The sequence below is a fragment of the Rhodoferax sp. genome (assembly GCF_030653815.1).
Taxonomy (GTDB): domain Bacteria; phylum Pseudomonadota; class Gammaproteobacteria; order Burkholderiales; family Burkholderiaceae_C; genus Rhodoferax.
This window is the reverse complement of record NZ_JAURYQ010000023.1, coordinates 118,491-130,562: the sequence shown is the minus strand read 5'-3', so window position 1 is coordinate 130,562 and position 12,072 is coordinate 118,491. Positions and strand designations below refer to the sequence as shown.

Annotated in this window: 16 protein-coding genes; 13 read left to right on the top strand and 3 right to left on the bottom strand. The window is 58.5% G+C overall.

What is annotated here, in order from left to right; all coding sequences use genetic code 11:
- The first annotated feature begins 34 nt into the window (after window positions 1-34).
- The 8 genes from Q7U49_RS08760 (at window position 35) to Q7U49_RS08725 (ending at window position 6,320) form a co-directional block, all read left to right on the top strand.
- Complete coding sequence (locus Q7U49_RS08760) at window positions 35-898, top strand: molecular chaperone (protein ID WP_304763818.1); 864 nt, start codon at window positions 35-37, stop codon at window positions 896-898.
- Window positions 899-909: 11 nt separating this feature from the next.
- Window positions 910-1,359, top strand: coding sequence for a hypothetical protein (locus Q7U49_RS08755; RefSeq protein WP_304763817.1), 450 nt, complete (start codon window positions 910-912; stop codon window positions 1,357-1,359).
- A complete protein-coding gene (locus tag Q7U49_RS08750) occupies window positions 1,356-2,042 on the top strand; it encodes a hypothetical protein (protein WP_304763816.1) in 687 nt (228 codons plus the stop codon). The genes Q7U49_RS08755 and Q7U49_RS08750 overlap by 4 nt, the downstream gene beginning before the upstream one ends.
- 7 nt (window positions 2,043-2,049) lie before the next feature.
- Window positions 2,050-2,541, top strand: coding sequence for a hypothetical protein (locus Q7U49_RS08745; RefSeq protein ID WP_304763814.1), 492 nt, complete (start codon window positions 2,050-2,052; stop codon window positions 2,539-2,541).
- A gap of 12 nt (window positions 2,542-2,553) precedes the next feature.
- The gene (locus Q7U49_RS08740) at window positions 2,554-3,681 is read left to right on the top strand and encodes a 4Fe-4S dicluster domain-containing protein (RefSeq protein WP_304763812.1); all 1,128 of its coding nucleotides are present in this window, start codon (window positions 2,554-2,556) and stop codon (window positions 3,679-3,681) included.
- A 39-nt stretch (window positions 3,682-3,720) separates the two neighbouring features.
- Entirely contained in the window at window positions 3,721-4,110 is a 390-nt protein-coding gene (locus tag Q7U49_RS08735) for a hypothetical protein (protein WP_304763811.1), read from the top strand.
- Window positions 4,111-4,317: 207 nt separating this feature from the next.
- On the top strand, window positions 4,318-5,766 hold the full coding sequence (locus Q7U49_RS08730) for an ethylbenzene dehydrogenase-related protein (protein WP_304763809.1): 1,449 nt from the start codon (window positions 4,318-4,320) through the stop codon (window positions 5,764-5,766).
- A 2-nt stretch (window positions 5,767-5,768) separates the two neighbouring features.
- Complete coding sequence (locus tag Q7U49_RS08725; RefSeq protein WP_304763808.1) at window positions 5,769-6,320, top strand: DUF2231 domain-containing protein; 552 nt, start codon at window positions 5,769-5,771, stop codon at window positions 6,318-6,320.
- Between the two features lie 29 nt (window positions 6,321-6,349).
- On the opposite strand, the gene Q7U49_RS08720 is transcribed toward Q7U49_RS08725, so the two are convergent.
- Genes Q7U49_RS08720 through Q7U49_RS08710 form a run of 3 tightly spaced genes read right to left on the bottom strand, consistent with a single transcriptional unit; the run spans window position 6,350 to window position 8,845 of the window.
- A complete protein-coding gene (locus Q7U49_RS08720; protein WP_370653984.1) occupies window positions 6,350-6,700 on the bottom strand; it encodes a cation diffusion facilitator family transporter in 351 nt (116 codons plus the stop codon).
- A gap of 46 nt (window positions 6,701-6,746) precedes the next feature.
- Window positions 6,747-8,066 (bottom strand): ATP-binding protein, encoded by a 1,320-nt coding sequence (locus tag Q7U49_RS08715; RefSeq protein ID WP_304763807.1) that lies wholly within the window; start codon window positions 8,064-8,066, stop codon window positions 6,747-6,749.
- Window positions 8,067-8,113: 47 nt separating this feature from the next.
- A complete protein-coding gene (locus tag Q7U49_RS08710) occupies window positions 8,114-8,845 on the bottom strand; it encodes a response regulator (RefSeq protein WP_304763806.1) in 732 nt (243 codons plus the stop codon).
- 230 nt (window positions 8,846-9,075) lie between these two features.
- Between Q7U49_RS08710 and Q7U49_RS08705 the strand changes: the two genes are divergently transcribed.
- From Q7U49_RS08705 to Q7U49_RS08685, 5 genes are all read left to right on the top strand, one after another.
- Window positions 9,076-9,471 (top strand): hypothetical protein, encoded by a 396-nt coding sequence (locus Q7U49_RS08705; RefSeq protein WP_304763805.1) that lies wholly within the window; start codon window positions 9,076-9,078, stop codon window positions 9,469-9,471.
- Window positions 9,472-9,534: 63 nt separating this feature from the next.
- On the top strand, window positions 9,535-9,795 hold the full coding sequence (locus Q7U49_RS08700) for a hypothetical protein (RefSeq protein WP_304763804.1): 261 nt from the start codon (window positions 9,535-9,537) through the stop codon (window positions 9,793-9,795).
- Window positions 9,796-9,802: 7 nt separating this feature from the next.
- Window positions 9,803-10,084 (top strand): hypothetical protein, encoded by a 282-nt coding sequence (locus Q7U49_RS08695; RefSeq protein ID WP_304763802.1) that lies wholly within the window; start codon window positions 9,803-9,805, stop codon window positions 10,082-10,084.
- A 49-nt stretch (window positions 10,085-10,133) separates the two neighbouring features.
- Window positions 10,134-10,823 (top strand): ABC transporter ATP-binding protein, encoded by a 690-nt coding sequence (locus tag Q7U49_RS08690; protein ID WP_304763801.1) that lies wholly within the window; start codon window positions 10,134-10,136, stop codon window positions 10,821-10,823.
- Window positions 10,820-12,064: an ABC transporter permease gene (locus Q7U49_RS08685; RefSeq protein ID WP_304763800.1), complete on the top strand. Its 1,245-nt coding sequence runs from the start codon at window positions 10,820-10,822 to the stop codon at window positions 12,062-12,064. The genes Q7U49_RS08690 and Q7U49_RS08685 overlap by 4 nt, the downstream gene beginning before the upstream one ends.
- Window positions 12,065-12,072 lie beyond the last annotated feature (8 nt).

Below are 12,072 nucleotides of genomic sequence, written 5' to 3'. Positions count from 1 at the left end.
TTTTTGCGGCTCGGCATCATTGGAAAGCCCTCCCATGCTCCATGCGATATTTGATTTTGAAGAGGTGCTGGAAGCACCCGTTGAGTCGGACCACCAGACGCTTGATCTCCCAGCCTTGGCCCAGGAATGTCGGGCCAGGGCCCGTATTTACCGGGTGCTGGCCGGGGTGTTTGTTGAGGAGCCCTCAGACGAATTTTTGACCAGCATGGCCAATCCCGCCTGGCTGCAATCGCTAGGGCACGCCGGCATCCGCTTCGGCTCCGACTTTCTGGACACCGACCTGAGCACCCTGGTCAATGTGCTGGCGTGTGAATACGCCACCCTGTTTGCGTCCTCCGGTGGCTTTCCGCCTGTGGAGTCGGTGCGCCTGACCGGGCGCTTCAAACAAGACCCGCATTACCAGGTTTCTGCCTTGTACAAGCGTCTTGGCTTCGAGCAGGTCAAAGGCCGGTTTGAGGTGTTTGCTGATCAACTGGGTATGGAATTGATGTTCGTGGCTGAATTGCTGGAGCGCTGTTCGCAGGCCCTCGACGCTGATGACCTGGGCGCCTACAAGAGATGCGACAAGGAAATCAAACGCTTCTGGTCGCTGCATCTTGGGCGCTGGGTGCGCGGCTACAGCAGCCTGATCCAGCGCGCTGCCAACCATTCCTTTTACCGTGAAATGGCACGCTTTTTACATGGTTTTGCCACGGAAGAAATTGCGGCCATGGGCTTGAGCCGACTCGATGACCTGGATCAGGGGCAGTTGGTGGTGCCAAAATCTGAAATCACCCTGGAGTTCAATCCGGACGAGCCGGTCTGTGGTGAATGTCCTTCCGGCGCGGCCGAGCGGCTGGCGCCATCTGCCAAGGGGCGGGTGATTCCCATCAACGCCGTTCAGGACCTGGCTTTGTGAGGATCCGACCCATGTTGCTGGATTTGCATTCAAACCCCATTCTTCCGCCCGACCGTTCGGTGCTTTCGGAACTGGACTGGGGCGAAGTGGCCACGCTGTGGAACAGCAACCAGTTGGGACAGTTGCACGACTGGCTCAATGCGCGCTGGTCACGGCTGATTCGCAATAGTCCGCTGGGCACGAGAGATCCCGAGGCCGAGCTGCTGCAGGCTCTGGCGTTTGCCACCCTGGCGCTGTTTTTCACCCAAAACCAGAACCAGTCCGGCGCCCTGTTGTTGCTTGACGATGCCATGCTGGCGCTTGGAAAATACCGCCCGTCTTACCTGGGGATCAGGATCGAGCCCATTTACGGCACTTTGCAGGACTTGCGACCGATGTTGGTGGGACTGGCACCCGATGCGGATTGCCCGATGGTTCCCTTTGTTTATCCGAAATTCGAGACCCTGCGGGCCGCACCATGAGTGTGCAGTTTTGTTGCCTGGCGAAGAACTTCTCCGAACTTAACCCGGTGGTGCCCAGTTTTGTGTGTTGCACCCCACGCCTGGCCTCCATGCAAAATCAGGTGATGAATGCCCAGGTGCTGCTGGCAGGCGAGTCTGAACTTGTGGCCACGGCCTTGCTCAATGCCGGGGCCAGGAAAGTATTTTTGGGTGAGATCGCCTTGTTTGACAGTACCGTCGTAACGCGACTGGTGCATCAATTTGGCACCGAGCGCATTGGCTTGCAGGTGCCGGTGCAACGTCAGTCGGTCAGTTGGTCGTTTGAGACTGTATCCAATGAAGATTTCAATGTGGTCACCCCTTCGCTGTGCGAGCCGGTGTGGGAAGTGCTCAAGGCCAATGGTGAATCCTCCAGCGTGCGGGCGGCAGGCTGGATTGATGCCATGCTGCAGCACGGGGTGAGCACGGTATTGCTGCGCGCCGATATTTCTGACGACGCTGATTTGAACCTGTGCGCCGGCCTGGTCGAGTCACTGGGAAACAGGCTTTGGGTGGCGCCGCTCAACGACCCCCAGCCACCGATCGCCGACTGGGTTGCCTTTGGTCAGGTCAGACAGTTGGCCTTGCCCGCGGCGTTGTACCATCGTCGTCATGCGCTGGTACCACGCGAGGCGGCGGGCGGCAAGACGGTTTTAACGGTTTGAAAATGTCATGTCTACCTTGAAGTTTTATTTGCGTTTCCTGCTGTTGGCGCTGTTGGCGTTGGCTGGCGCTTCGTCGTATGCAGAGGCCTCTTTGCGTGATGAAGTCGATCTGATGGAGGCGCTTAAAAAGCAGCCTCCTTGCTGTGTGATTGATGCGCGCAGTGAGGCCAATCAGGCCAAATACGCCTTGGCAGATGCGCTCAAATATCGACCCGGTTTGCGCATCGTGCCCACAGCGTCCGTGGTGGTCGTGGCCGACGACAATCCGGCTGCACTGAACGTCGCTCAAACATTGGCCAAGCAGCACCCTGGAAAAAACATTTACGCCGTGCGCGGTGGTGTGACGGCCTGGGAATTTGTGCGCAAAGCCCTTGAAAAATTCACAGCGTCAAGCAGCGGTGCACCGCCCGCCGGGGTCAGTTTTGTGATTCCGCACAACACCTGTGAAACTGGCACGCCATTACAGGTGTTGAGCGGCAGCACCAAGGCCAAACCTTAGCCCGGCTGTGTGATGCCTGACTTTCGCGCCAGCCACTGCACCCGCTACCGCTATCGATACAGCGAATGCAGACGCTGTTCAGACGCTTGCCCGCATGAAGCCATTGCCTTGTCGGACGAGGGTGCCGCCCTGGTCGCGGACAAGTGCAAAAATTGCGGCTTGTGCATCAGTGCCTGCCACACCCAGGCCTGGAGCAGTGCGGATTTCAAGCCCATCGAGATCCTGCGCGAGGCCATTCAAAAACCCGTCTTCAGTCTCGCCTGTGCGCCTTCCGGATGTCGCGGCGATGCCGAGGTGCCATGTTTGGGGGGAATGGACGCAAGCTGGCTGGCCTACATGGCCAAACGCCGGATCCCGGTGGCTCTGCACGGTAGCGGGCATTGCCAACAGTGCGCGCATGGCAAAACAGGTGCAGCGCAGCTCCAGCTTCATCTGGAGGCCGTTGCGGTCCTGGCAGCTGCAGCCAAGCCGGGCGTTGACGAGGCCGCGCCCGAGCTGGCTTGGGTTATGCCCATGCTGGTCGATGACGCGCGCAGCACGGTTGCCAGGCAGACCAGTCAGTCCAAAAGTGCCAGCACAGCAGCCAGACGCAACCTGTTCGGTCGCATGTTCAGACGCAACCCTGCGTCTGAACCAACACAGGCAAAAACCAGCCAGTCGCCTCAAGTGCTGACCAGCGCCATTCGTGCCGGGGCTTACATGGTGTCGGAGCCGCGTGAACTGCTGCAAATTGTTTGCAAGCAAAAAGAAGATCGTCCCTTCACTGTCCCCTGGCACGAAAGCTTGCCGTTGATGCAACTCAGCTTGCAAGCCGGCTGCACCTTGTGTGAGGCGTGCTTTCGGGTGTGTCCGACCGGGGCCATCGGGATTGAGCAAAACCCCAATGATTGGGCGCTGACATTTCAAGCCGACCGTTGTGTCGCCTGTGAGGCGTGTCTGGAAGTGTGCCAGCCACGCGTGCTGGATGCCCAGGCTTCGTTTGATGCACGGCCTGGTCAACCAGTCATCACGCTGATCAAGCAGGCCATGCAACGCTGTGCGCGTTGTGATCGCCATTTTGTGTCGCCGACGCCGCAGAAAACCTGCCCGATTTGCAGCGACGACGAAGCCGCATTTGAGGCCATCTTTGGCGTTGACTGACCCTCATTCAATTCAATTTCAATCAAGGAGACAGCAGACATGCAATGGGAATTCACACCTGAAGATGTGGTCAAGGCGCGTTCCGCGTATGGTTTGCAGGACTTTCGCCGTGATTTGGGAGAGGAATTGCGCGCCAACCTCGGGCCCATGGATGAGGCACAGCAGACGCGCAGTTTCAACCTGGTCTACGACATGTGTTACGCGCTGGCGACAGATAAAAAATTTGACGACTTTGTGTCGGCTTATGCGTTCGATCCGCCCACTTGCGAGTTTCTGACCGAACTTAAATCCCACATGGCGGACAACGTGGTCATGCTGGGCGCCATTCTGCAGCGCCTGATCATGGACCGTGTCGAAGCCAACATGCCACTGGCACAGGCCATAGAAGACGTGGCGCAATGGCATGCGGCGCTTGTGTCGGGTAAGTAGCGATCTTTGATACATTGCCTGATCGACTACAAAAATAAATGAGAGGTGGTCCGTAGTGGGCTACCCCTATTTTTTATGCAGGCTCGCAGCACGCAGCCGAGCCCCGATATGTTCGATAGCGCACAGATCACGCTTTTGGTGATGCCTAAGCTCGCGCACAGGCCCCAGGAAGTCTTCCTGAGTTCATCCGAAATCAGGAGTGACTCTATGAGTGATATCCGTCGTTCTTCTCAGCGCAAGGGGTTTGTTGCCGCCTTGGCCTTGTTTGGCGGGGGCTTGCTGTTGTCGTGGTTCACCCACGGCACGGGCGTGGTTCAGAACGATCCCAAGCGCAACATCTACATCCCTGAAGAGTTGACCATGCCGCTGCAGGTGCAAGCCGCCTACAACGGGACCGACGTGTTTTTTCACTACCGCTGGCCGGCCAAGCAAGCTTCGATCTACCATGACATGCTGAAGTTCGAGGGCGGCAAATGGGTTCGCCACGGCGCCAGCGTGGTCGGGCCACAGACCGAGGGCATTTATGAGGATCGTGTCTCGATGATGGTGGACGACGGCGGCGTGCCTGAATTCGCCCGCTATGGCGGCTACATCACCATCGGCGACAGGATGCGTTTCTTCACCGATGAGGCCGAGAAGAAAGAGGTGCAGGCGCACCCCTACCTTGGACAGAAGCGTAACCAGGAGGAGGTCCGCAAGCATTTGCCAGAAACACGCAAGAATCCGGCCGACTGGCGTTCAGTGATCCCCGAGGATGAATTGGTGGCCTTGCGCAAGGGCGGCTATTTCCTCGATCTGTGGCACTGGCGCGCGCATCGCGGCAATCCGGTCAATGCCTCCGACGACGAGTATGTTTTCGACGCCCGTTCCGGCGACGCTGGCAAGGGGGCTTTCACGACCAATTGGGATGCCGAGAAAAAACAGCCCAAGTTCATGCTCGACCCGCAGAAAACCCAGCGTCGCGCGCTGAACTGGGACGATCTGATGCAACACAAACTCGGCTTTGACGATGTCTACTACATTACCGACGACACGGCGGTACCGTTCGATCCGGACTTCGCCTGGAAGGATGGCGACACCATTCCTCGCCGCCTGCTGCTGCGCAGCCGCGGCGACGGCTCGCATGCCGACATCAAGGTGGTGGGCAACGCGCGCTGGAAAGACGGCTTCTGGGATGTGACCCTGACGCGCGCCATGGACACCGGCAACCCGCTGGATGACAAGATTTTTGTCGACAAACGGGTCTATAACCTGGCTTTCGCCGTCCACCGCAATGCAAGCGGTAGCCGCTGGCACAATATTTCCCTGCCGATCACACTCGGCCTGGGCCGTGAGGCCGAACTGGTCGCCGCCCGGTTCGAAGGTGCGCAGCCAAGCTGGGATCAGCCGTGGAAAAGTTTGACACTGTTCTACCCCGGTCAAGTCAGTTGGCCCATGCTCAACAGTGCCAAGCATGCCGGCGCTGAACACATCAAAAAAGCCGAGCCGGTCAAGGCGCGCCACAGCGAAAGTCAGCTCGCCTACTACGGGGTTGAGGGCGAGTTTGCCGACGAAATCCGCCGCCAGTGGCTGTTCACGCTGTTCGCTGGCGTGTTCCTGATTGCCGCATTCGGCATCGCCCTTAATCAGTTGCTCAAACGCAAGCAAGGAGATTGACCATGGCCCCTTATCACATTGTTCTGGTTCACTTTCCGCTTGGCCTGTGGATGACGGCGACTTTGTTCATCGTGCTGCGTGCGTTTTCCGACGGTGCGCTGGCCAAGACCATCGACCGCGCCCTCGTGCCGCTCCTGTCCGTTGCCCTGGTCTTCGGGCTGCTGGCTTTTGCCATCGGTTTGCTGGTATGGCCGTGGGAGACCATCGCGTCCACGCCGCTGGGGCGCAACCATGTGTTGACGGCGAGCTGGACGGTCGCCTGCTGGGCTATTTTGTTGTGGGTGCGCTGGCGCCGCGGTGAAACCGTGTGGGACGGCATGTCGCGCTGGATCATGGCCGGTCTGGCACTGCTGGGTAGCGCATTGCTGGGCATCACCGGCACGCTTGGCGGCCATCTGGTCGGCATTTATTCCGATGTATCAGCCGGCTTGCGCCTCTTGGGCTGGGAGGTCTACACCACCTTCTATGTGCCGAACATGACCCTGGTAGCACTGCTTGTGATTGCCGTTTTGTTGCTTGGCTTTGGCGCATGGAGCCGCATCAAGGCTCGGTAGGAGCCGCTGCCGGTGTGTCGCTGCAAAAATCAATCGTTTTGGCGACCCATGATGAGCGCAATCTGGCTGGTGCCCATGGCCCACACATGCAGGTCGTGGACCTCGGTCACGTCGGGCAGACCTTGCAGAGGCTTGTGCACGGCATCCGGGTCCACGCTGTCGGGCACGCCGTCAAACAGCATGTGCAAGGACTGCTTGAACAAGCCCCAGGTGCCCCACAAAATCACGGCAGCAATGAGCAGGCTGACCACCGGGTCGAGCCAGATCCAGCCCATCCAAAGTGTCAGGGCGCCCGCCACCACCACCCCGGCTGACACCAATGCGTCAGCTGTCATGTGCAAAAGGGAGCCTCGGATGTTGAGCTCGTCAAAGCTAAGCATAAACAGCAGCGCGAACAAATCCACTGGGCCCAGTGGGCGTATCGCGTCAACTGCGAGGCAAGACCATTGTTGCAGCCAATCCGCCCTGCGGTCTGTTGGCCAGCAGCAGCTCGCCGTTGTGCATCAGGGCGATGTCTTTCACAATCGATAGCCCCAGACCAACGCCATCTTTCGGTTGAGTTCGCGCGCCGTCCACACGGAAGTAGGGGTCAGTAACCTTTGCCAAGTCTTCGGGCGCAATGCCTGGTCCCTCGTCTTCTACTGTGATGTTCAAATGCGAAACGCTGTCTTCCACGCGGATATTTGCACCATGGCCATATTTGAAGGCGTTGTCGATCAGGTTTTGCAACGCCCGACGCAGGGCTGACAACTTGCCGTTGAACGGTTTGAGGGTCTGCCCCAGAATTTGGATGTTTCTCCCCAGCACCTTTGCATCCTCTGCCATGCTTTCCAACAGTGCGTTGATGTCAATGGCACGAACAACTTCGTTGGTCTGCAGACCGCGCAAATAGTCCAGTGTGGCATCGATCATGGCAGCCATGGCTTCCAGGTCGGCCGCCATCTGCTCGCGTAGGCCTTCATCATCAATCAGCTCAGTGCGCAAGCGCAAGCGGGTCAATGGCGTACGCAGATCGTGCGACACCGCTGCCAGGGCGCTCGCTCGCTCGCTGACCAAGCGTTTGATTTTGGTCTGCATGCGATTGAAGGCTTGGGCAGCGCGCCGGGTCTCTGCCGATCCATCCTCCGCGAGGGGTGGCGCATTAAGGTCGCGTCCCAATGTGTCAGCCGCTTGTGCCAGTTGCTGCAGAGGACGTGTCGCCTGTCGTACCGCAATCAGGACTGCAGCACCTACCAACCCCAGGCTGAATAGCAACTGAATGATCAACATGTTGGACAGCGCCGGGGTTGTGGCATCGGCCATTTGTCCAGTCGTGATGCGAACCCACTGACCATCGATCAAACGAATATCCACGCTGCGTTTGATATTGCTGCGCTGCCCTAACGCTCCGATGCCTTTTCCGGCCCCCGGCCCCATACCCATACCAGGGCCACCACTTGTTGAGCGAATATCTCTATTGCTGCCCAGTCGCTCTATCAGCATGGTTTGAAATGAGCTATTTGGCGCATTGGGAAAGACCACATCGGGTGTAATCAGCTCCACCTGTAATCCACCATACTGGAGTGTCAGAAGTGCTTCTTCGCGACGTGCAGGTTCAGTGGATTCCAGGTTGCGAACGGCCTCGGCAATGCGATCAAGCATATTCAGCCCACGCACCTGACTGACCACGGCAGCACGCTCACCCCATTGCAGCCACACGCTGACACCTTGCGCCACTAACAAACCGGCCAGCAAAATCAGTGCCATCCGGGCGTACAGGCTTGATGACAGGGCTCGCCATGTCAGGCGCTTTGTTAAACGCATTTGCCTCTTGCCTCCACAATGGCTGCCAGCACATAACCCTCGCCGCGCACGGTCTTAATCAACTGTGGTTCGCGGCTGTCGTCGCGCAAGCGCAGCCGTAGGCGGCTTACCTGTACATCAATGGCACGGTCATAGGCCTCGGCCTCGCGACCATGAATCATTTCGATCAACTGGTCCCGCGTGACGACGCGGTTGGGATGTTCTAGCAAGATGCGCAGCAGACGGAATTCACCTCCTGAGAGGGGCGTAGCGACACCGTCTGGTGCAATCAGCAGTCGTTCAGCCGTGTCCAGGCACCAACCAGCAAAGCCCAGGCAGCGTGCTGGCTCGGGCTTCAAGTTGGGCGGCAGCGCACGGGTGCGGCGCAAGATGGATTTGATGCGTGCCAGCAGTTCACGTGGATTAAAGGGTTTGACCAGATAGTCGTCTGCGCCCATTTCGATACCCACAATGCGGTCGGTCTCCTCACCACGAGCGGTCAGCATGATCACCGGCAGGCTGGATTTGGCGCGCAGGTCGCGGCACAAGGTCAGGCCGTCGGTGTCGGGCAGCATCAAGTCCAGCACCAGCAGGTCGACCGCGTGTTGCTGCAGCATGTGCCACATCTCCCGGCCGTCCCTTGCAGCCACTGCTTCATAGCCATTGCGTGCCAGGTAATCCACCAGCAGACGGCGGATTTCAGGCTCGTCATCGACGATCAGGATGCAGTCTTTGTTGTCCATACCACTCCATATTTTGCGCTATTGGGCAAGCCTACAACCAGCCGCGACACCATGGAAGCGGTCGACCCCGCGAGTTTTGTAACGCACTGTAACGCAAGGCCACAGTGCAACAAGGCGATGCAAATCAGTCCTTTGCCGCAACACGGCATTGACATAGGTCCGCTCAAATAGTGCCCAGGGATGCAGGCAAGGTCTGCTCCCACCCACAGGTTTAACTTAAGGAGTCCACCATGAAAACCTCAACTATTGCCAAATCTATTGCTATCTCCACCGCTCTGGCCGCTGCATTGTCAGCCTCCGTGTTGGCCCAAAGTGGCCCAGTTGCCGGATCCGGCATGGGTATGGGCATGGGGCCTGGTGCAGGTCAAATGGGTCCTGGCGCGCGTGGGATGCGTGGCATGCGGTTTGACCAGACCAACACCCCCGGTTGGACGCTGATGTCGGCCGAGGAACGCACGGCCAACCAAACCAAGATGCGTGCTGTCAAGACCTATGACGAATGCAAAGTCGTGCAGTCCGAGCAGCACGCCGTCATGGAAACACGCGCCAAAGAAAAGAACATCACCTTGAATGCACCGCGGCAAAACGGCTGCGATGTCATGAAAGCACGTGGCTTCATCAAATAAAGACCGACGGATGAACAGGCAGCCAAACACCCCGCATTCCAAAACCGTCCATTCAAGGTCCGTATGAAAAAAAGCTCATTTCTTTCATTGCTGGCGGTAACCCCGCTTGTCGTCACATCCGGCATTTTGCTGGCCCAAGGCATGGGTGGCGGAATGATGGGTGGCATGCGCGGTATGTCAGGCGTACAAGTCCCTGCCGACAACCCCATCACACCAGCCAAGGTGGCGCTGGGCAAGCAACTCTATTTCGATGCCCGCTTGTCAAAAGACGGCACCTTTGGCGCGCGGCGATGGGTTCTATCAAAAGTTCCCGCTGTTTGCTGAAGGAACCTTGGTTACCAAATACAAATTGCAGGATGACTTGGGTCGCTTCGACACCACCCAGCAAGTTGGCGATGAGCATGTGTGGCGCGTGCCCTCCATGCGCAACGTCAAAGAAACGGCACCGTACTTTCACAATGGCATGGTGCCTACTCTGGAGGAAGCCGTGCGTGTATGCGCCGCGGGTGGCAACAATCGCGACCTGACGCAGGGTGAGGTCAAGTCCATCACTGCTTTTTTGGGGTCATTGAGCGGTGTTTTGCCCGAACAGAAAATGCCCAAGTTGCCTTGAGGTTACTTAGCGACCACAGAACTGACTGATAACAACCAGAAAGAAATAAATGTCATTGATACAAGCCATTAACATCACCAAAAACTATAGGGTGGGTGAGCAGCAGGTGCCCGCACTCAATGGCCTCAGCTTTGAGATCGGCGAGGGCGCTTTTGCCGCTTTTGTTGGCCCCTCGGGCAGCGGCAAGTCCACCCTGCTTAACCTGATTGGCTGCCTGGATCACCCCACCAGTGGCACGCTGCGGGTGCACGGCACCGATATCAGCACGCTGTCGCGCAGCGCCGCAGCCACATTCCGTGGCGAGCACCTGGGTTTTGTGTTTCAGGATTTCAATCTGGTGCCGGTGCTCAGCGCCTATGAAAACATTGAGTATCCGTTGCTGATGGTGCGTGGTTGGTCTGAAGCCAAACGCCGTGAGCAGGTCAACAAGATGATTGCCGCCGTGGGCATGACGGAGCAGGCACACAAGCGCCCGGACCAGCTCTCGGGTGGGCAAAAGCAGCGTGTGGCGGTGGCCCGCGCCTTGGTTGGTCAGCCCAAACTGGTGCTGGCCGACGAGCCCACCGCCAACCTCGACCATGACACCGCCTACAAGGTGCTGAATCTCATGAAAGCCATGCGCGACGACTTTGGTACCAGTTTTATTTTTTCCACCCACGACCCCAAAATCATGCATGAAGCCGAGCAAATCTTCACGCTCGAAGATGGTCGCCTGCTGACCCAAGGAGTTGCCGCATGAACTCGACCCTGAAACTCGCATTGCGTAACCTGTTGCGCTACCAGCGCCGCACCCTGTTGACCGCCTTGCTGATCACGCTGGGTGTGGTGGCGCTGTTGCTGTTTGTGGCGGCAGCCGGCTCGTTCAAGCAAACCATGGTCGGCTCGATCACCGACAGCATGCTGGGCCACTTGCAGGTACACCGCAAGGGCTATACGGCATCGATGGACAACCTGCCACTGACCATGAGCCTGCAGCCGCGTGCGGTGGAATTGGTTGAAGATGCCCTCAAGGCCGACCCCGACGTGCTGGCCTATTCCAAGCGGGTCAAGTTCGGCGCCATGTTCAGCAACTTCACCGAAAACAGCAGTATCCGCCTCAACGGCGTCGATGCGGCTGCCGAGGATGCTGCCGTGCCGGCGCTGCGCCAGCGTATCAGCGAGGGCGACAAGAGCGGTCCGCTGGTGGCGCCCGGCAAGGTGCTGGTGCCCGCGCTGCTGGCGCGCGGCATGAAGGTCAAGCTGGGTGACTCGGTGGTGCTGGTGGCCACCAACGCTTCGGGCTCAGTCAACGGCAAGACCTTTGTGGTGGGCGGCATTCTGGAAGGCATCACTGGCCCGGGCGGACGCGATGGCTACATCGACATCAAGGACGCTCGCGAACTGCTGCGCATGGAAAAGGAAGAGGTGATGGAGGTCGCGGTGCGACTGAAAGATATCGGCACCTTGTCCGCCACCCAGAAACGCCTGAACACCCAGCTTGACACCATCCGCAACAAGGAGGACAAGCCGGCCACTGAGTTGCACACCTGGGCCGATCTGTCACCGTTTGCCAACATCGTCAAGATGATTGACATGATGACGTTTTTTATTCGGATCATGCTGGTGGCCATTGTGCTGGTCAGTGTGATGAACGTCATGCTGATGGCAGTCTATGAGCGCATCCGCGAAATCGGCACCTTGGCGGCCATTGGTACCCAGCCGCGCAAGCTGATGGCGATCTTTTTGAGCGAGGGTTTGTTGCTCGGACTGGCAGGTGCGCTGGCGGGTGTGGCGCTGAGTTACGTCGTGGTGGCTGCGCTCAACGTCTGGCCCATCGTTTTTAACTTCGGCCGAGAGCAAATCACGCTGCACCCCGCACTGGCAGCCTCTGAAGTGCTGGGCGTTCTGGTGATGGCGGTGCTGGTGTCGGGCCTGGCCAGCTTGCAGCCCGCATGGCGCGCCGCCCGCATGGACCCGATCCAGGCCCTGCGCCACGTCTGAACCTATTG

Excerpts from the sequence above, each read along its gene's own strand:
- Q7U49_RS08710 (WP_304763806.1), bottom strand. The coding sequence starts at position 8,845 with ATGGACAACAAAGACTGCATCCTGATCGTCGATGACGAGCCTGAAATC.
- Q7U49_RS08750 (WP_304763816.1), top strand. The coding sequence starts at position 1,356 with ATGAGTGTGCAGTTTTGTTGCCTGGCGAAGAACTTCTCCGAACTTAAC.
- Q7U49_RS08690 (WP_304763801.1), top strand. The coding sequence starts at position 10,134 with ATGTCATTGATACAAGCCATTAACATCACCAAAAACTATAGGGTGGGT.
- Q7U49_RS08700 (WP_304763804.1), top strand. The coding sequence starts at position 9,535 with ATGAAAAAAAGCTCATTTCTTTCATTGCTGGCGGTAACCCCGCTTGTC.
- Q7U49_RS08735 (WP_304763811.1), top strand. The coding sequence starts at position 3,721 with ATGCAATGGGAATTCACACCTGAAGATGTGGTCAAGGCGCGTTCCGCG.
- Q7U49_RS08740 (WP_304763812.1), top strand. The coding sequence starts at position 2,554 with ATGCCTGACTTTCGCGCCAGCCACTGCACCCGCTACCGCTATCGATAC.
- Q7U49_RS08725 (WP_304763808.1), top strand. The coding sequence starts at position 5,769 with ATGGCCCCTTATCACATTGTTCTGGTTCACTTTCCGCTTGGCCTGTGG.
- Q7U49_RS08715 (WP_304763807.1), bottom strand. The coding sequence starts at position 8,066 with ATGGCACTGATTTTGCTGGCCGGTTTGTTAGTGGCGCAAGGTGTCAGC.
- Q7U49_RS08685 (WP_304763800.1), top strand. The coding sequence starts at position 10,820 with ATGAACTCGACCCTGAAACTCGCATTGCGTAACCTGTTGCGCTACCAG.
- Q7U49_RS08760 (WP_304763818.1), top strand. The coding sequence starts at position 35 with ATGCTCCATGCGATATTTGATTTTGAAGAGGTGCTGGAAGCACCCGTT.
- Q7U49_RS08755 (WP_304763817.1), top strand. The coding sequence starts at position 910 with ATGTTGCTGGATTTGCATTCAAACCCCATTCTTCCGCCCGACCGTTCG.
- Q7U49_RS08745 (WP_304763814.1), top strand. The coding sequence starts at position 2,050 with ATGTCTACCTTGAAGTTTTATTTGCGTTTCCTGCTGTTGGCGCTGTTG.
- Q7U49_RS08705 (WP_304763805.1), top strand. The coding sequence starts at position 9,076 with ATGAAAACCTCAACTATTGCCAAATCTATTGCTATCTCCACCGCTCTG.
- Q7U49_RS08730 (WP_304763809.1), top strand. The coding sequence starts at position 4,318 with ATGAGTGATATCCGTCGTTCTTCTCAGCGCAAGGGGTTTGTTGCCGCC.
- Q7U49_RS08720 (WP_370653984.1), bottom strand. The coding sequence starts at position 6,700 with ATGCTTAGCTTTGACGAGCTCAACATCCGAGGCTCCCTTTTGCACATG.